Here is a 17,327-nt window from a genome sequence, read left to right as displayed (position 1 = left end):
ATGACCTCTACAACTGATAAATCAAAAAAAACAGAACATGAGGAACGTACTTGTTTTGTTATAATGCCAATTGCAGACATGTCCGGGTATGAAAGTGGACATTTTAACAGAGTTTATACTCATTTAATTAAAACTGCATGCGATAATGCAGGATTTAAACCAATTCGTGCGGATGAAGTTACAAATTCTAACTTCATTGTTCTTGATATATTAAAAAGAATTGTAGAGTGTGACATAGCTATATGTGACTTAAGCGGACGAAACCCTAATGTGATGTATGAGTTAGGGCTTAGACAGGCCTTTAATAAAAAGACTGTATTGATAAAAGATGACAAAACAATAAGCCCATTTGATGTTCAGGCTTTTAGGTACTGTGAATATGATAGTAGTATGCGAATAGATAATGCACAAAATAACACCATGTCTATATCAAAAGCCCTTACATCTACTTTTGCCGCTGATGAAAATGATGTCAATTCAATAGTGCAATTACTTAAAATACAACCAGCGCAAGTCGGTGAAAAGACAGTTCTCAGCCAAGAAAATACTCTTATCCTTAAAGCAATAAGGGAACTTGAACAGCGATTCACCTCACAGGACCAACCTAGAAACTCTAATCTTTTAATTAAGATAAATAAAAGCAAATATTCTAAGATAGGCGAAACCTTGTTATCTCAACTGGAATTTTACCCTCCAGATTATTTAATAGGAAATTTCTACCATAACACTAAAGACAAAGAAGACATAGGCATTCTTGCTGATGTAATAGATAGTCAGACTGGTCAACATTTGATATTTAGAAAAAACGGACGAAGATTTAAGAGAATAGAAATTGACAGCCCTGAATTGGCTGATATTATTGAAGAGACTCCATTTTAATATGGCTGTAAATAAATTATCCAATGGGAAATGGCAAGCCCAGATTTTCCCAAACGGTAGGGATGGAAAGCGCATCCGTCGCCAGTTCGCGACCAAAGGGGAGGCTTTAGCATTTGAGCGCCACATAAAAGATCAGGCTCAAGATAAGCCGTGGCTGGGCGAGAAAACTGATAAACGCCGCGTTCGGGATTTGGTTACAGCTTGGTATAACGCACATGGCGTTACGCTTGCTGATGGTGAAAAGCGCAAAGGCGCAATGGAGTTTGCCTGTCTCGCAATGGGTGATCCCCTCGCTACAGAATTCAACGCTAAACTGTTCTCAACTTATAGAGAACAGCGGTTAAGCGGAAAAATAACCCGCTCTGATCGCGTTAAGGCTGTCACCCCTCGCACGGTTAACCTTGAACTAGCTTACTTTCGGGCTATGTTCAACGAGCTGAAAAGACTTGATGACTGGACAGCACCCAACCCTCTTGAAAACGTCAGAGAGTTTAAGATCGCAGAAATTGAGCTGGCCTGGCTTACAGTTGAGGAAGCGGCTCGCTTGCTGGAAGAATGTGAAAAAAGCAAGGCGGAGGATTTAACCATGATTGTTAAAATCTGCCTTGCAACCGGAGCAAGATGGGGTGAAGCGGAAAGTTTAACTGGAAAGCAGATAAGCCCCGGAAAAATCACTTTTATCAAAACGAAAGGTAAGAAGAACCGAGCTGTTCCTATCAGTGACGAGCTTTATGAATTACTACCCAAAAGCCGAACCTCTAAACCGCTCTTTACCGGATGTTACTCAGCATTCAGGAGCGCAGTAAAACGGGCGGGAATTGAACTTCCTGACGGTCAGCTTTCGCATGTTTTACGGCATACTTTTGCCAGCCATTTCATGATGGGCGGCGGCAATATTTTAGTCTTACAACGCATCCTCGGACATACAGATATCAAAGTCACGATGCGTTATGCTCACTTCGCCCCTGACCACCTTACAGAAGCGGTTCAACTTAACCCATTAAACCTGATAAGTGGCAGCAAAATGGCAGCACAGCGCAGCACTATGCAATACTTTTCGACAATATACGAAATGCTATGCGTTTGATTTAACTGTATATCTTTGTTTTTATTAGAATATAGTTCGGACTCATAATCGCTTGGTCGTTGGTTCAAACCCAACAGGGGCCACCAGATATCAAGGGCTTACGTGCAAACGTAGGCCCTTTTCCTTTTCAGCCTTCCCTGAAGAGAACAGCGATCGGCAAACCACCGGCTTAACCTGGACCTGCGCTTATGCCGACAGGCGCCGAAGACGCCCGCCGGGTATACCGCACTATTTCAGCCCAACGCTCAGGAGGTCGGTAATGCCATCATGTGGTACTTATTGCCATTGAAGTTAAAGAAACCGACGTCTTCAAACTGGTTGCGGGTATGAAACGCATACGAGCGCGGGTTCAGTACATTGACGAAAGTAACGATGACGGGATAACGCGGGGCGAACACCTTGCGCTGATACTCAAGCAGCAACTCGCCCACGCCCTGACCACGATACTCTTCTGCGACGCAGATGGGGCCATACTGATATGAGCTAGCCGCATCCAGTTTTTTCCCCTGGTAGCGATATTCGTTGAGAATACTTGCCATATATTTAAACATGGGCCAGGGGCTGAGAAATTCCCACGATCCGCCGAGCAACAGGCCAATAACCTTGTTACATGAACGATCAACAGCGATCACTACACCACTTTCGGCTGAACTCAGTTCGCTTAATTGCTGCTGCGTCATATCGGTGGTGACAAATCCATTCGCCCGCTGCTCGCCTGCAAGATTTTTAGCGTGATAGCGCTCCAGCAATTGTTTCACCTCAGGGATGTCTACGTCTTGCGCCAGACGAATGACGATATTTTCATTGACCATTGCCATTTCATACTCCTGTAAAATATTTTACTGAAAGCGTCACCATCATCGCACCCACGGTGACAAACAGAACTTTGCGAATGATTTCACCATTGTTTTTAATGGCGGGCAGAACCATAAGCGCCATGTACCTCTGCATTTTTTGCTTCAATATAATCAGTACAGGCGGGAATGATGGAGGACTGGGTGATTTGCCGGATATAAAATTGCGGTAGTTTCCATATTACATAACAGTCCTCTTCAAGCCTTTTCCTGAATTCGTCTGTTGGTATGGGAAGCGCGTCTTTGATACGATCGGCGATTGATAGAATAATTCCATTCTTCATAAACATACCCTGTCCTGAAGCTACCAGTATAATAAGATTTGTTTCACTATTTATCTGAATAACGCATTCAGATATTTCCATTTCATTCTAAATAGTGCGGTCAATTTATAACGCAGATTTATTAACCCCTTCAAGATAGCGGATAAAATCCAGACGATCTTTTTACCTTGCGAGCTGATTACAATCCTTTAAATTTTAACTACATAATTTTTATAAAACTTTATCCTGCCGGGATAAAGCTGAATCAGTTCAGCTAAATATTGTCAACAATTCATTAATAACAAATAGAAATAAGATATATCAACATTAGCAATGCTACTGGATACGACGTTTCTCAAGTCAGTTCAGCGATGCGGGCAATTGCGCATTTCCATCCCTGCAGCCCTCAGGATCGTGGATGTCGAACGGCCCGACCTGACGGTCGCGTTCATTCGGTCTACCACGAGGGCGTGGCGTAATACCGGCATACTCATAGACAGGTTAAGTTGTCAGGAATGAAAGACAGTGATTACCCTGCCACCGCTGCCATTGACACGATAGTTGCCGCGTCTGCATTAATAGCTAACTCAAGCAAGAAGCGGGCTTTGCGAATTTTTTAGCTGTGCCCATTCTTTTTCCTGCAGGTGGCTAGCCAGCATTAACGTGCAAGCCAAATGTTGGTGAATTGCTTATCCGCAATGAATGTGGCATAACACCGGTCCATAATAGAAAGAGTTTCCTTTTCATATTGTTGGCGCAACATCGAGGATTTGCTGATGCAATTAACGGTTCTGGTTGATAATAATACATTAATTGACAGGTATCTTGTCGGTGAGCCTGGTGTATCCTATCTGATTGAGCATGATGGACAAAAAATCCTTTTCGATACCGGATATTCGGATGTTTTTTTGCAGAATGCGCAAACGTTGCAAATTGATTTAACCACCATCGATAGTATCGTTTTATCGCATGGGCATAACGATCATACCTGGGGCCTCAATCATTTAACCCAACATTATGATCGCCTAAATTTCACGCCTGAGAGAAAGATAAACTTAGTTTGCCATCCAGATGCATTAAACCCAAAGTATTTTGATGCAAAATCTATAGGGATCAACTACAGATTCGATCAAAATGATCTCTTCTTCGATAAAATTTGCAGCAAAAAACCTTATCCACTCACTGAAAACATCATCTTTCTTGGTCAAATACCAAGGGACAATAAATTCGAGATGCTGACACCGGTAGGCCAAACGGTGGATGATAACGGCGAAATCACTGATGATTACGTTATGGATGATTCTGCGTTGGCAATAAAGACAGAAGAGGGACTGGTGGTAGTCACAGGCTGTTCTCACGCGGGAATAGCTAACATTATCGAATATGCCAAACAGGTTACCGGAGAGAATCACATTGTGTCGGTCATTGGCGGATTCCATCTGCAAAATGCCGATGAAGATCGCCTCACGCAGACAGGGGATTATCTTAAAGCATTATCCCCAGATTCCCTCTATCCATGCCATTGTACCGATCTTGCGGCTAAGATTAGCCTGGCGCGTTTTATCAAAATCAACGAGGTCGGCGTTGGGCTAAAACTAGATTTTTCTGCCGCCGGGAAATGAATGCAAAAGAAGGTAGCCGGCACGCAGGAGAGCAAACGGCAGCAGCGGCAGCAACCAGGCTCGTTAAAATTCAGGTCAATATCTGAAAAATAACCATAGCCTGCACCAGCTGATCGAAATCAATACTCCCCTCTCGCCCCTCTTATATATAACCCGTTGACTCACAAAAAGGATGAAATGATGAAAATGCGGGATATATCAATCAGTACCTGTCTGGCACTGTTATTAATGGGTTGCGTAGCTAAACCGCCAATGGCGACGGAAAGTGAAATGAAAGAGGCCGCCGCCTTTGCTTTTAATGTCGATGCTTCACAGGTGACAATTTCCGATGCGAAGCAGCAGGATGTGAAAACCAATTTTGTGGCCACCATCGGCAAAACCAGCCATCGATGCTATGTGACAAAAGCCGCCGAGCCGAAACTTTACGGGCTGATCCCACTGGGCGGCGGCAGTACCGTCTCGGATGCCATCTGTGCCGGCAGCAACCCGACGCCAGCGAGCAAAACCTGCGACGCCCTGTCGAAAAAAGCGGGCCGCTGCTGAGCCTTTGCGCAGGAGAAGGCCGCTGACTGCACACTTAGTCACTTTTCCTGCCGCTTTACCGCGGTCGCTTAATTCAGCGACCGCACCTGCTGATAAGAATTGAGCCGTTCACGCAGCGAAGTCAGCCAGGCATCTGGCTCCTGGCGGCAGATTTCGGTGAGGATCGGCGTCAGCACCAGTTCAGCTTCATGAAAGTCGGTCCACTCCGGCGGCTGCAGAGAAAAAGGATCGTTCATCAACCAGATCACCATCGGCGTCCAGGTGCGCGGGTCCAGTTGCAGATAATCCTGACAGCGCATCATATCGCGAGTCCGTACCTCATCGGGTGCGATATTCTTTCCCGCCGCGACGCTACTTATTGCCAGAATGATTATTCCTGCCATCAGACGTTTCCAACCCCATTTTCGCCAGAGGGCGCGCTTTTCTTTTGCCATTGTTATTATTTACCTGCCAGCTGTTGCCGGAGGGAATTCCGGGCTACTCACCTTAAAAAGAGCAGATTAATCGTTTGCATTTTTTTTAACAGCAGACAGCGCTGAAGTCAGTGAACGCCTGTTCCTACAGCTGTCATCCAGATATGCAAATATATTCAACAAGCACTCATCCACAATATTTTCCCGGCCGAAAACGATTTGTGTTACAATTGCGCCTTATTACGGCACCGATAAAAATAACCTCCGCCGCACCTGCACCAGGCATCGCCCTTCTTTTTTCATATCAGGATTTACGCCCCCATGAATGCGATAATCATTGACGATCATCCATTGGCACGTATCGCCATTCGCAATCTTCTCGACACCAACGGCATTACCGTCGCGGCAGAACTCGACAGCGGCGCCCATGCGGTGCAGACCGCAGAAAGCATGCAGCCTGACCTGCTGATTGTCGATGTCGATATTCCGGAGCTCAGCGGCATCGACGTTCTGGAGCAGCTGCGCAAACGCCGTTACCGGGGAAAAATTATCGTCATTTCCGCGAAGAATGAACTGTTCTACGGCAAACGCAGCGCCGACTGCGGGGCCAACGGTTTTGTGAGTAAAAAAGAGGGAATGAATAATATCCTCGCCGCAATCGACGCAGCCAATAATGGCTACAGCTATTTCCCCTTTTCACTGGAACGCTTCTGCACCCACGGCATCACCGATCAGGACCGGCTGGATACGCTGTCAACGCAGGAGATGAAGGTGTTCCGCTATATTCTCAGCGGCGTCGACTACACCACCATCGGCAGCAAAATGAATATCAGCAATAAAACGGTAAGTACCTATAAGGTCCGTCTGATGGATAAATTAGGCTGCAGCACCCTGCTTGAGCTATATGACTTTGCGCAACGCAATAAAATAGGGTGATGGCATGGCGGTTCGTCTTATTTTATCCGTCGTTGTCGGGTTGGCGCTGAGTCTCTCTCCTGCCACGTATGCCATGAAACAGCTGGAGCTGAAGAGCCATTCTCATATCGCGGCGATCGATATCCCGCTTAGCGGTAAGGAGAAAGCATGGCTGGCGGCGCAGCCTACGCTGACCGTCGGGACCTGGCTTCCCGAGAGGACGCCCATCGTCTATGACGGCGACGAGAAAAGTTATCAGGGCATTAACGCCGACTATCTGGCGCTGATGGCGCACAGCCTCGGACTGAAGGTGATTATCCGCCAGTATGACACCGAGCAGCAGGCGCTCACCGCCCTGGCCGACCGGCAGGTGGATACCCTGCTCACTCAGGTGGCGCACCGGGATGCGCTCGCCCCGGGCCTGGATCAATCCGCGCCGCTGCTTAAAACCTGGCCGGCGCTGGTGATCTCGCTGAAATCCCCCCTGCCGCCGCTGACCACTGACCGCCGCGTTACGCTGGCCTGCACCCGCGAATGCGCCTTTTTCGATATTATTCAGCAGGCGTTTCCCAACGCCAAAATCACCCTTTACGATAGCGACTATCAGGCGCTTGCCTCGGTGGTCAGCGGTGAAAATCAGTATTTCATTGGCAACAACATCACCACTGGCCACTGTATCTCGAAGTATTTCTCGCAATCGTTGGTCATTGCGCACTATTTTCGTCAGCAGGAGCAACACAACCGCTTCGTCACCCGCGACGATCGGCCGGAGTTACACCAGATCCTCGATCGTTTCATTCATGCCATCGACAGCGATACCGCGATGCGGATCATGCAAAACTGGCTCAACCGCGGCGATCTGTCGTTTCTCAATACCCCCCTCCCCTTTAGCGCCGAGGAGCAGCGCTGGCTGCAGAAGCATCGTCGCGTCCGCCTGCTGGTCAACCCCTACTTTCCGCCGTTTACCCTGGTGGATGACGAAGATGAGCTGCGCGGCATCATGGCCGATATGCTGAATATTTTCTCACTGCAGACCGGACTACAGTTTGAACCCATCCTGGTGCGCAATCGCCACGATCTGGCAAAGCGCATGGAAAAAGAGGACTGGGCGATCATGCCCGCCGCCACCCTCAATTCGCAGCCGCAGGCCTACGTCACCCTCAGCGATCCGCTCATTAACGTGGCCTTTGTGCTGGTTGCTCGCGGCAGCGCGCCCGACCCGCATCTGCTGACGCGATCGGCGCGGATCGCCCTGCCGGTGGGGCCGATTGCCGCCCACGACCTGAAAGCGCGTTTTCCGCAGATTAACTGGGTGGAGACAGATAACGTTGGTATCGCCATGAAGATGGTGGAAGAAGGCGAAGTGGATGCCGCCGTGGCCTCGGAACTCTCCGCCCGCTATATGATCGATCACTACTATCCGCAGGGCCTGCACTACACCCGCATCGACGGACTCCCGGTCGCCGCCATTCGGCTGGCTATCCCGCGCGATGAACCGGTGCTGGCCGCCATTCTTGGCAAAGCGCTGCAGGCGATTCCACCACGGGATATTCTGCAGATGACCGAGAAGTGGTCGAAAATATCCAGCCAGCAAATCGAGAACTGGAGCCAGTACAGCCGCCAGTTTTACCAGCTGATCGCCTTTGCGCTGGTGCTGATCGCCATCAGCCTCGGCTGGGGACTCTCCCTGTGCCGGGAAGTACGCAAACGCAAAGACTCCCAACAGCAGCTGGAAGACGAGCTGGCGCAGAAGGAGGCGCTCTCCTGTGCGCTGGAGCACGAGAAAGATAAAGCCGTTCAGGCGACAAAAGCGAAGAGTCGCTTTCTGGCCAGCATGAGCCACGAGCTGCGCACGCCGGTGAGCGCCATCGTCGGCTTTCTGGAGCTGCTGGCGAAACCGGAGCTGAACGTCGGCCAGCGTAAAGAGGCGATCGAGCTGGCGGGGTCGACGGCGCAAACCCTGCTGGGACTTATCGGTAATATTCTCGATATCGACAAGATTGAGTCGGGAAAATACCAGATCACCCCGCAGTGGAGCGATGTCGCACAGTTAGTGTCGCAGCAATGCCACACCTTCGACGCGCTGGCGCAGCAAAAGGGCATCGTTCTGCACCACCATAACGCGCTGCAGGAAGGGATCATGCTGTGGCTCGACCCGCAGGCGCTACGGCAAATCCTCAATAATCTCATCGGCAATGCGCTGAAGTTTACCGCCGAGGGTGCGATTCAGGTCAGTTGCCGGCTGGTGCAAGCGGATGAGACGCAGGGGGAGCTGACGCTCATCGTCAGCGACAGCGGCTGCGGGATCAGTGAAGCAGAGCAGGCTACTCTCTTCCACCGCTATGCTCAGGCGCGCCAGGGGCGTCAGCAGACCGGCTCCGGACTGGGGCTGGTCATTTGCAAAGAGCTGGTTGCGCTGATGCAGGGTCGACTGGAGATGGTCAGTCACCCGGGGATGGGGACAACTTTCACCATCACCCTGCCGGTCAAGGCGAGTCACTGCGCGCTTCATGCGCCGCAGGCATTGCCCACCAGGCCGCAGGCCCTGCCCGGGCTGGCGATATTGATAGCGGACGACCACCCCACCAACCGGCTGCTGCTTAAACGCCAGCTCAGCACCATCGGCTATAGCGTCGATGAAGCCTGCGACGGTGAAGAGGCGGAGAATAAGCTCGCCAGCAAACATTACGATCTGCTGATCACGGACCTCAATATGCCCAGGAAAGATGGTCTGGCGTTGGCGGCCTCGTTACGCCGTCGCTATCCGGGCCTGGTCATTTGGGGCGTGACCGCCAGCGCGCTGCCGCAGTCACGGGAGGCGTGTCTGGCCAACGGCATGAATATGTGTCTGTTTAAGCCGGTGTCGGTTCAGACGCTGAGCCATGAGCTTAGCCGTTTAGCGGAGGGCCGCGCATCACCTAACGTCACCCGGCACCTGAAGCTCAGCGTGCTGACCGAAAATACGGGGGGAGACCAGGCGCTGATGACTGAAATACTGGAGACGTTCCGCGATGCGTCGGCCACAGATTTGCAGGCCGCCGGACAGGCTATCGCCCGGCATGAACCGCAGACCTTTCTGCGAGCGCTGCACCGTCTGCACGGTTCAGCACAAATTCTGGGGATTACTGCGCTACAACAATTGTGCGCCCCTTTTGAGGCTAAGCGACCTGATTCGCTGACGCCGGCAAGCTGTCTGGAGGTGGTACAGCACATCACCGGCGTCATGCGCGAGATCGACGGCGAAATCAACGCCCTGATCGGCCGCTAGCCGTTCCGCTCGGGCAGTCCGCCTGCCCGAGCGTTAAGGGGACATCCATGTCAGTTTCTTCCTCTGCGCTCTCTCAGGGTGGAACGAGGATCAGTTGCCTGCCACCAGCATCTCGCTATCCACCACAATGCCCTCTTCAGCGCCCTTCAGCACCAGATTCGCTTCGTAATACTTCCCGGCTTTCAGCAGTTTTTGCGCCTGCGCCACCGCTTTACGGGTCTGGTTGAGCGGCATCAGATACTGGTTCTCGATCACGCCGATGCCGGCCAGACGCAGGGTATCAATAGCCCCTTTCTGGTCACCTTTCGCCAGCTTTTCGTTGGCAGATTTAATGGCACTCTCTTTTTCCGGTGTGGCCACGTAGTCTTCAGACAGGGCGACGGTCGCGTTGATCACCACATAGCGATCGGCGATCATTTTTGCTGTGGCGTCAGTTTTCACGAACTTCGCCCAGCTGGCGTCATCGGCGGCCAGCAGCGCGGCGGCGTCGTCTGTCAGTTTTTTGGCGCTCTCCGGCTGGCCGTGGAACAGCGCCAGACGGGCGAACTGGACGTCGCGCATCGCGTTCGCGCCCTGCACCGCCACCTGCAGCACATCGGCAGCTTCTTTCTGTACCTGCGCCGTGGCTGCCGCGGTTGGCGCTGCCGTCGCGCTGTCTGCCGCCCACACCGGAGAGGTACCCATCATGGTTGCCAGCAGGCTCGCCAGAATGACTTTTTTCATTGTTAACTCCTGATTAAAATCGGTAAGCATCACCAAACGCAGCCAGCTTAAAAAATATCGTGGTTATTGAGAATCAGAGCCCGGAAGCGATATTGCGGGCCTGGTCTGACAGCTGTCAGACCAGGCGTATAAAGTGACCTCGGCGCTCTTATTTACGCCTGGCGATACCGCGGCCTACTATTTTTCTCAGACATTTTTTTTGGCCCGCGGAATAAACCATACGTTTATTTCAGCACCAGGCCGCCTACCGGGATCTGCGGAGCAATTATGTTTATGTTTAGCCATTACACTTTAAATGCGTTTAGTCCACGCATCTTCTTACGATATAAACGGCATGCCGGCATGATGGCCGCCCTGCTGTTTATCTGCGGGGCCTGTTGCCTGGCCTGGCCGTTGGTCGCCGGTTGGTATCTCGCCGTGGTAACCGGCATGTTGTTGATGATCTGTGGCTTCTATTCACTGTACAGCTTGATTGTCTTCCGCCAGCAGCACTGGAAATCACGCCTGGTTGCGCTGATCTTCGCCATCGCCTGGATCGTGCTCGGCCTGAGCTTTGTCGTCAATCCCCTCAACGGTATGAGCAGTCTGGCCATTTTATTTGGCTTTTTATTTGTTCTCGGCGGTATTTCCCGCATCGTCAGCGGATGTAAAACCCGAAAACAAAGCGGCGCTGGCTGGAATATTTTTATTGGCCTGCTGGATTTACTTATCGCCTGTCTGTGGCTGGCCATGAATCCGCAGCAAAGCTGGTTATTTATCACCGCATTTATCGGCGTTGAAATGATATTTAGCGCCATCGGCTTTCTGGTCCTGCGCAATAAGATGAAGCACGCCCAGGCTTAAGCCGTATTTTATCACTGGAGAAGAAAATGAATTTACCTAAAGCACTCGTGTTGACCGCGGCGGCCACCACATTCTGTCTGATGACCAGCCCGGCGTTCGCGGTTCAGGAAACCACACCGCAGAATATGACCTGTCAGGAGTTTATGGATATGAACCCGAAAAGCATGACCCCCGTGGCCTTCTGGGTCGTGAATCGCAACACCGACTTCAGCGGCGGCGACTATGTCGACTGGCATGAAGTCGAGACCGTCTCGGTGCCAAAAATGTTGCAGCAGTGCCACAAGAACCCCGCCGCTAAACTCGGCGATCTCAGCGCGGTCATCAAAAAATAACCCTGCTCCCCGGCGTCCTGCCGGGGAAAGTTAACCTCGTTACCCGCCGGACCCGTCTCACTTATCGATACCGCTACGCTACAGCAATCGCCTGTCGGATGCCCTGTTCTCCATGGCGCGTATCGAGGAGACTAGGCCTGATGCTTGCGCTTGAACTGGCTGGCGTCAATATCGTACTGCTTCATTTTGCGCCACAGGGTGGTGCGGCCGATATTGAGCAGCTGCGACATCTCCTGCACCCGCCCGCTGGTCACCCGGGCGGCGTGAATAATAGCTTCCTTTTCGATGGCGCTAAAGGTCAGGCTGGCCGGCAGCAGCGATGACGCGCTATCCCCGCCCGGCCGCTCGGAAAAGAGATATTCCGGCAGATTACTCAGGCGAATGTGGCCGTTGTCGCTGCTGATGGCGATATTCTCAATGACACTGTTGAGCTCAAAATCATTCCCCGGCCACGAGTAGGCCACCAGCTGCGCCAGCGCGTCATCGTCCACTTTCAGCCGGGAAGAAAAACGCTTCTCCAGGCTTTTCAGGCGGTTATGCACCAGCGACGGAATACTGTTGCGTCGGGCGCGCAGCGGCGGGATGACGATCTCGAACGAGTGCAGCGCATAGTACAGCTGGCGGCTAAAGCGGTTCTGCTCCACCAGGTTGGCCAGATCGACGGTGGTGGTGGCGATCACCTTCACATCCACCGGGATCAGGCGCCGGGCGTCAAGGCGGGTGAGCACTCCCTGCTTAATGACCTGCAGCAGAGCCGACTGCAGCTCCGGCGCCAGATACTCAATCTTTTCCAGAAACAGGGTGCCGCCGTTGGCCAGCTCAAGCCGGCTCAGGCGGCCATTCTCATCATCAGTGGGGGCGCTGCCCATAAAGTCCTGGCCCAACACGCTGTCGGCATACAGCTGGCAGTTGACGGCGATGTAGGGGCCGCCTGCCCGCTCGCTTTCATTGTGGATGGCCTGGCTCAGCAGCTCTTTCCCGACCCCCTCTTCGCCGCACAGCAGCACCGGGAAGCCGCCGCGCGCCGCCTGGCGGCCAAAGTGGATCAGGCGCCGGGTTTCCGGATCGTCAGCAGACATCTGCTCAAAGGTGTGGCTGACTTTACCGAGCTGGCTGGTCATCAGCTGCCGCATCTGCTCCACCGGGTGCAGGAGCAGGATAAAGCTGTTGCCTTGCGTCTCGACAATCGGTTTTAAGGTGATCACCGCGTCGACAAACTGATGCTGGCTTTCAAAGGTGACTTCGACGTGATTCAGGCCGCGGGCGTGTTTGATGGCGCGGCGCAGCAGCGCCGGGAGGGTCACCAGATCGGCGATATTTTTCCCCTGGCTGGCCTGGGCATCAAGATGCAGCAGTCTCGCCGCCTGAACATTGAGAAACTGCAGGACGCCCTGCTCGTTCCACGCCATCACCCCATCGTCCATGCTCTCCAGCAGGCCGTACATCTGATTGAGGTGGCGGTTGGACTCCGCCAGCAGGCTGTCGGTGAGCAGTGAATTGCCCACCTCGCGGGCGATGGCCAGCGTCAGGGAAAGGTCGGCGCTGGACTGGTGCTCCACCAGACAGCAAAGCGAGATAGAGCCGAACAGCCGCCCGTGATTATCAAACACCGGCGTCGAACAAAAGCTCCATGGCTGCAGGGCCTGCTTAAAATGCCGATCGCCGGCGGTGTTGATCGGCTGCCCCTGCATCGCGGCCAGCGACAGCGCGCAGGTGCCGATAATGCTCTCCGCACAGTAGCTGCCGTCGCGAAACCCCAGGTCAGCCAGCTGGGCCAGCGTTTGCGGTTCGCCGCAGCGGCTCAGGATGCAGGCGGTCTCATCAAGAATAAACAGCGCGCAGGGGCGACCGTCCATAAACTCCCAGGCGTCCTCCAGCGCCGCCTGACCGATGGTCAGCAGCGCGGTTTTACGCCGACAGATCGAGTCAAAGGTCAGGCCCTGGGCCTGGTGCGGCGTTTGCCAGGTTTCACGCTGCATAAACTTGCTGCAGCGATGCCATGACTGGGCGATGACGGCAGAGACCGCCTTCCCGGTATCCTGAGTCTGAACAGTCATACTGTTTTCCGCGTTTTACCATAGAGAACCCCTCCGGCAGCCACTGCCAGAGGGGAGAAAGAAAAACCGCCGACCGGCGCCAGCGGTTTAGCCACCGCGAATTAACGCGCCAGCCACTGCTGGCCTAACAGATCGGCGGTGAGGATAGCGGCGTGCACACTCTCCGGGGTCACCGCGAACGGCATATTGTGGATGGTCTCCCCTTCCGCGCAGGTGGCTTTCGCCACCGCGGCGATTTTCGCGTCGATCCCCTCTTTGACGCCCATCTGCGCGAGGGTCACCGGCAGGCCGACGCGCTGGCAGAAGCCCAGCACCGTTTCAATCTCATCCATCGGGCTGTTCTGCAGCACCAGCTGCGCCAGGGTACCGAAGGCCACTTTCTCACCGTGATACAGATGGTGGCACTCTTCCAGAATGGTGAAACCGTTGTGGATCGCGTGGGCGGCGGCCAGGCCACTGCTTTCAAAGCCAATGCCGCTGAGGTAGGTGTTCGCCTCGATGATGCGCTCCAGCGCTTCGGTCACCACCCCGGCCTGTGCCGCCAGACGGGCCTTTTCGCCCTCCGCCAGCAGCGTATCATAGCACAGGCGGGCGAGGCTCAGCGCCGCCTCGGTGGACTGCCCCCCGGCCATGCTGGTGGCGCGCGCATCGTAGCAGGCCTTGGCCTCGAACCAGGTGGAGAGCGCATCGCCCATGCCGGAGACCAGCAGGCGTACCGGCGCTTTGGCGATAATCGCCGTGTCCATCACCACCATATCCGGGTTTTTCGGATAGATCAGATACTCTTCAAACTCACCCGCTTCGGTGTAGATCACCGACAGCGCGCTGGTTGGCGCATCGGTCGAGGCGATGGTCGGGATCACCACCACCGGCAGCTTCTGGTAGTAACCGATCGCCTTCGCGGTATCGAGGGTTTTACCACCGCCGATGCCAACCACGCCGCGGCAGCCCTGTTTTTGCAAAATCGCCATCAGACGGTTAATTTCCACATGGCTGCATTCACCGTTAAACCGTTCCGCATGGCAGCGAATATCGTGGCTCTGCAGGCCATTCACCACTTTCTCTCCCGCCAGCTTCATCACGAAATCGTCGGCGATGACGAAGAAGCTCTCCGCCAGGTTTTTGGCGTATTGACCGAACAGGACAGCAGCATCAGGACCCTGAAGATATTTGGCTGGAGATTGAATAACTTTTAGCATTCCTTTCACCCTCAAATAAGTGCGCATGTAGACATGAAGAGCCCTGGCGTTATCCGCGCCGGCCGGAAAACGCGGCCTGAACGGAACGGTACCGGAGCAGTGCGATCACTGTAGGGCCGGCAGGGAACAAAAAAATCTTTCGCCTTTTTGTTCTGATATGAAACACAGGTTAATTTTTTACGTTCCATATTGGAACAAAAAACCCTGTTCTCTGTCAGGATTGCGATCCCGATCCGCTCATCTGCCGCATAATGCCCTTACCATCTCCCCTTTTCGGCCTTTTTTTCTCCCGCAGTCGGCAGAAAATCAGCAAAAATTTTTTCCCACCCGCTTCGCCAGCCATCCTGACCGCCGCTTATAACAGAAGAAAAAAAGCGCGCCAGCTCGCATTTTCACCGTATCCTCGGCAAAAACGTTCCATAAAGAAACAAAATCAGGAAGCAATGTTTCGTAATGAAACCCGATCGTCGGGGCATTCTTTTTTTCGTCCGCTCAGCCAGAATCATCATATCGCCAGGCACGCTCCACCGTCAGACGATACCCCTACGCGATGACCGCCTCCGCCAGCAGAGAGGCCGCATCGAACCTTCTCCAACGGAGCACTGAATAATGAAAAAGCTGATTAACCGTGTTGAAGATGTACTGAATGAACAATTACAGGGGCTGGCTAAAGCCCATCCGCAGCTGACCCTGCATCAGGACCCGCTATATGTGACCCGCACCGACGCGCCGGTGGCCGGCAAGGTGGCCTTGCTCTCCGGCGGCGGCAGCGGACATGAGCCGATGCACTGCGGCTATATCGGCCAGGGCATGCTCTCTGGCGCCTGCCCGGGGGAAATTTTCACCTCGCCGACGCCGGACAAAATGTTCGAATGCGCGATGCAAATTGACGGCGGCGAAGGCGTTCTGCTGATTATCAAAAACTACACCGGCGATATCCTGAACTTCGAAACCGCTACCGAGCTGCTGCATGAGAGCGGCATTAAAGTCACCACCGTGGTGGTCGACGACGACGTGGCGGTGAAAGACAGTCTCTATACCGCTGGTCGCCGCGGCGTCGCCAATACCGTGTTGATCGAAAAACTGGTCGGCGCCGCCGCCGAGCGCGGCGACTCGCTGGAAGCCTGCGCTGAACTGGGCCGCCGCCTGAACAATCTCGGCCACTCGATTGGTATCGCCCTCGGCGCCTGCACCGTACCGGCCGCCGGGCAGCCCTCCTTTACCCTGAAAGATGATGAGATGGAGTTCGGCGTCGGCATCCATGGCGAGCCGGGTATCGACCGCCGCCGCTTCAGCTCGCTCGACCAAACCGTCGATGAGATGTTCGATACCCTGCTGGAGAATGGCGCCTACAGCCGCACGCTGCGCCAGTGGGATACCGTCAAGGGCGCGTGGCAGGAAGTGAAGCAGAGCAAAACCGCGCTGCAAAACGGCGACCGGGTCATCGCGCTGGTCAATAACCTCGGCGCCACCCCGCTGTCCGAACTGTACGGCGTGTATCACCGTCTCGCCCAGCGCTGCGAAGCGTCCGGCATCATCATCGAACGCAACCTCATCGGCAGCTACTGCACCTCGCTGGATATGTCGGGCTTCTCCATCACCCTGCTGAAAGTGGATGATGAGACGCTGGCGCTATGGGACGCCCCGGTTCATACCCCGGCGCTGAACTGGGGAAACTAAGGAGCACGACATGTCACTGAACAGAACGCAAATCGTCGACTGGCTGTACCGCTGCGGCGACATTTTCACCAAAGAGAGCGATTTTCTCACCGGCCTCGATAAAGAGATCGGCGACGCCGACCACGGTCTCAATATGCACCGCGGCTTTAGTAAAGTGGTCGAAAAGCTGCCGTCGATCGCCGATAAAGATATTGGCTTTATCCTGAAAAATACCGGCATGACGCTGCTCTCCAACGTTGGCGGCGCCAGCGGCCCGCTGTTCGGCACCTTCTTTATTCGCGCCGCGCAGGTCACTCAGGCCCACCAGAGCCTGACCCTCGACGAACTGTACCTGATGATCCGCGAAGGCGCGGACGGGGTGGTCAACCGCGGCAAAGCGGAGCCAGGGGATAAAACCATGTGCGACGTCTGGCTGCCGGTGGCGGACTCCCTGCGCCAGTCCAGCGAGCAGCACCTGTCGATCGCCGCCGCGCTGGATGCCGCCTGCGAAGTGGCCGAGCGTGCGGCCCACGCCACCATCACCATGCAGGCGCGTAAAGGCCGCGCCAGCTATCTCGGCGAGCGCAGCATCGGACATCAGGATCCCGGCGCAACCTCGGTGCTATTTATGGTTCAGATGCTGGCCGCCGCCGCCAAAGAGTAAGGAAAT

The 17,327-nt window shown here is 53.8% G+C and carries 16 protein-coding genes and 2 pseudogenes; 12 read left to right on the top strand and 6 right to left on the bottom strand.

All coding sequences use genetic code 11. From position 1 onward, the window contains the following. Complete coding sequence (locus tag DTA24_RS03545; protein ID WP_123836555.1) at positions 1-879, top strand: hypothetical protein; 879 nt, start codon at positions 1-3, stop codon at positions 877-879. Position 880: 1 nt separating this feature from the next. Beyond that, the gene (locus tag DTA24_RS03540) at positions 881-1,966 is read left to right on the top strand and encodes a tyrosine-type recombinase/integrase (protein WP_123836554.1); all 1,086 of its coding nucleotides are present in this window, start codon (positions 881-883) and stop codon (positions 1,964-1,966) included. Positions 1,967-2,211: 245 nt separating this feature from the next. Here the strand turns inward: DTA24_RS03540 and DTA24_RS03535 are convergent, their stop codons facing one another. After that, positions 2,212-2,784 (bottom strand): GNAT family N-acetyltransferase, encoded by a 573-nt coding sequence (locus tag DTA24_RS03535; RefSeq protein WP_008806541.1) that lies wholly within the window; start codon positions 2,782-2,784, stop codon positions 2,212-2,214. A gap of 92 nt (positions 2,785-2,876) precedes the next feature. Next, positions 2,877-3,104, bottom strand: coding sequence for a hypothetical protein (locus tag DTA24_RS03530; RefSeq protein ID WP_223168545.1), 228 nt, complete (start codon positions 3,102-3,104; stop codon positions 2,877-2,879). Positions 3,105-3,859: 755 nt separating this feature from the next. Here DTA24_RS03530 and DTA24_RS03525 point away from each other — a divergent pair. After that, positions 3,860-4,705, top strand: a complete 846-nt coding sequence (locus tag DTA24_RS03525) for an MBL fold metallo-hydrolase (RefSeq protein ID WP_008806543.1) — start codon at positions 3,860-3,862, stop codon at positions 4,703-4,705. Between the two features lie 270 nt (positions 4,706-4,975). After that, complete coding sequence (locus DTA24_RS03520) at positions 4,976-5,248, top strand: hypothetical protein (RefSeq protein WP_032691249.1); 273 nt, start codon at positions 4,976-4,978, stop codon at positions 5,246-5,248. Positions 5,249-5,316: 68 nt separating this feature from the next. Here DTA24_RS03520 and DTA24_RS03515 read toward each other — a convergent pair whose 3' ends face one another. Then, positions 5,317-5,682 carry an HdeA/HdeB family chaperone gene (locus DTA24_RS03515; protein ID WP_162494467.1) on the bottom strand — a complete coding sequence of 122 codons (366 nt, stop codon included), beginning with the start codon at positions 5,680-5,682 and terminating at the stop codon, positions 5,317-5,319. 300 nt (positions 5,683-5,982) lie between these two features. Here DTA24_RS03515 and evgA point away from each other — a divergent pair, with 300 nt between their 5' ends. Next, on the top strand, positions 5,983-6,597 hold the full coding sequence (gene evgA, locus DTA24_RS03510; protein ID WP_008806546.1) for an acid-sensing system DNA-binding response regulator EvgA: 615 nt from the start codon (positions 5,983-5,985) through the stop codon (positions 6,595-6,597). A gap of 4 nt (positions 6,598-6,601) precedes the next feature. Beyond that, positions 6,602-9,844, top strand: coding sequence for an ATP-binding protein (locus DTA24_RS03505; protein ID WP_123836553.1), 3,243 nt, complete (start codon positions 6,602-6,604; stop codon positions 9,842-9,844). Positions 9,845-9,934: 90 nt separating this feature from the next. Here DTA24_RS03505 and DTA24_RS03500 read toward each other — a convergent pair whose 3' ends face one another. Then, positions 9,935-10,597: a YfdX family protein gene (locus DTA24_RS03500; protein WP_162493302.1), complete on the bottom strand. Its 663-nt coding sequence runs from the start codon at positions 10,595-10,597 to the stop codon at positions 9,935-9,937. Between the two features lie 237 nt (positions 10,598-10,834). Between DTA24_RS03500 and DTA24_RS03495 the strand changes: the two genes are divergently transcribed. The 3 genes and pseudogenes from DTA24_RS03495 to DTA24_RS03485 form a co-directional block, all read left to right on the top strand. Further along, positions 10,835-11,410 (top strand): HdeD family acid-resistance protein, encoded by a 576-nt coding sequence (locus tag DTA24_RS03495; protein WP_012967205.1) that lies wholly within the window; start codon positions 10,835-10,837, stop codon positions 11,408-11,410. Positions 11,411-11,436: 26 nt separating this feature from the next. Beyond that, positions 11,437-11,742, top strand: coding sequence for an acid-activated periplasmic chaperone HdeB (hdeB, locus tag DTA24_RS03490; protein WP_012540524.1), 306 nt, complete (start codon positions 11,437-11,439; stop codon positions 11,740-11,742). Positions 11,743-11,818: 76 nt separating this feature from the next. Next, positions 11,819-11,896 (top strand): annotated as a pseudogene (locus DTA24_RS03485) (cobalamin adenosyltransferase); the annotation flags it as partial. On the opposite strand, the gene dhaR reads toward DTA24_RS03485, so the two are convergent. Then, the gene (gene dhaR, locus DTA24_RS03480) at positions 11,874-13,799 is read right to left on the bottom strand and encodes a dihydroxyacetone kinase operon transcriptional regulator DhaR (RefSeq protein ID WP_012967204.1); all 1,926 of its coding nucleotides are present in this window, start codon (positions 13,797-13,799) and stop codon (positions 11,874-11,876) included. The pseudogene DTA24_RS03485 and the gene dhaR sit on opposite strands and share 23 nt — an antisense overlap. A 101-nt stretch (positions 13,800-13,900) precedes the next feature. Further along, positions 13,901-14,998 carry a glycerol dehydrogenase gene (locus DTA24_RS03475; protein WP_012967203.1) on the bottom strand — a complete coding sequence of 366 codons (1,098 nt, stop codon included), beginning with the start codon at positions 14,996-14,998 and terminating at the stop codon, positions 13,901-13,903. Positions 14,999-15,249: 251 nt separating this feature from the next. Between DTA24_RS03475 and DTA24_RS27915 the strand changes: the two are divergent. The 3 genes and pseudogenes from DTA24_RS27915 to dhaL all read left to right on the top strand — a co-directional run bounded on the left by DTA24_RS27915 (position 15,250) and on the right by dhaL (position 17,321). Next, positions 15,250-15,452: pseudogene (locus DTA24_RS27915) on the top strand (hypothetical protein). A gap of 155 nt (positions 15,453-15,607) precedes the next feature. After that, positions 15,608-16,678 carry a dihydroxyacetone kinase subunit DhaK gene (gene dhaK / locus DTA24_RS03465; protein WP_008806557.1) on the top strand — a complete coding sequence of 357 codons (1,071 nt, stop codon included), beginning with the start codon at positions 15,608-15,610 and terminating at the stop codon, positions 16,676-16,678. Between the two features lie 10 nt (positions 16,679-16,688). After that, the gene (gene dhaL / locus DTA24_RS03460; RefSeq protein WP_008806558.1) at positions 16,689-17,321 is read left to right on the top strand and encodes a dihydroxyacetone kinase subunit DhaL; all 633 of its coding nucleotides are present in this window, start codon (positions 16,689-16,691) and stop codon (positions 17,319-17,321) included. Positions 17,322-17,327 lie beyond the last annotated feature (6 nt).

This window comes from Klebsiella sp. P1CD1, assembly GCF_003790505.1.
In the GTDB taxonomy this organism is placed as follows: domain Bacteria; phylum Pseudomonadota; class Gammaproteobacteria; order Enterobacterales; family Enterobacteriaceae; genus Klebsiella; species Klebsiella variicola.
Note: the sequence above shows the minus strand (reverse complement) of the source record. Positions and strands in the feature narration are given on the sequence as shown.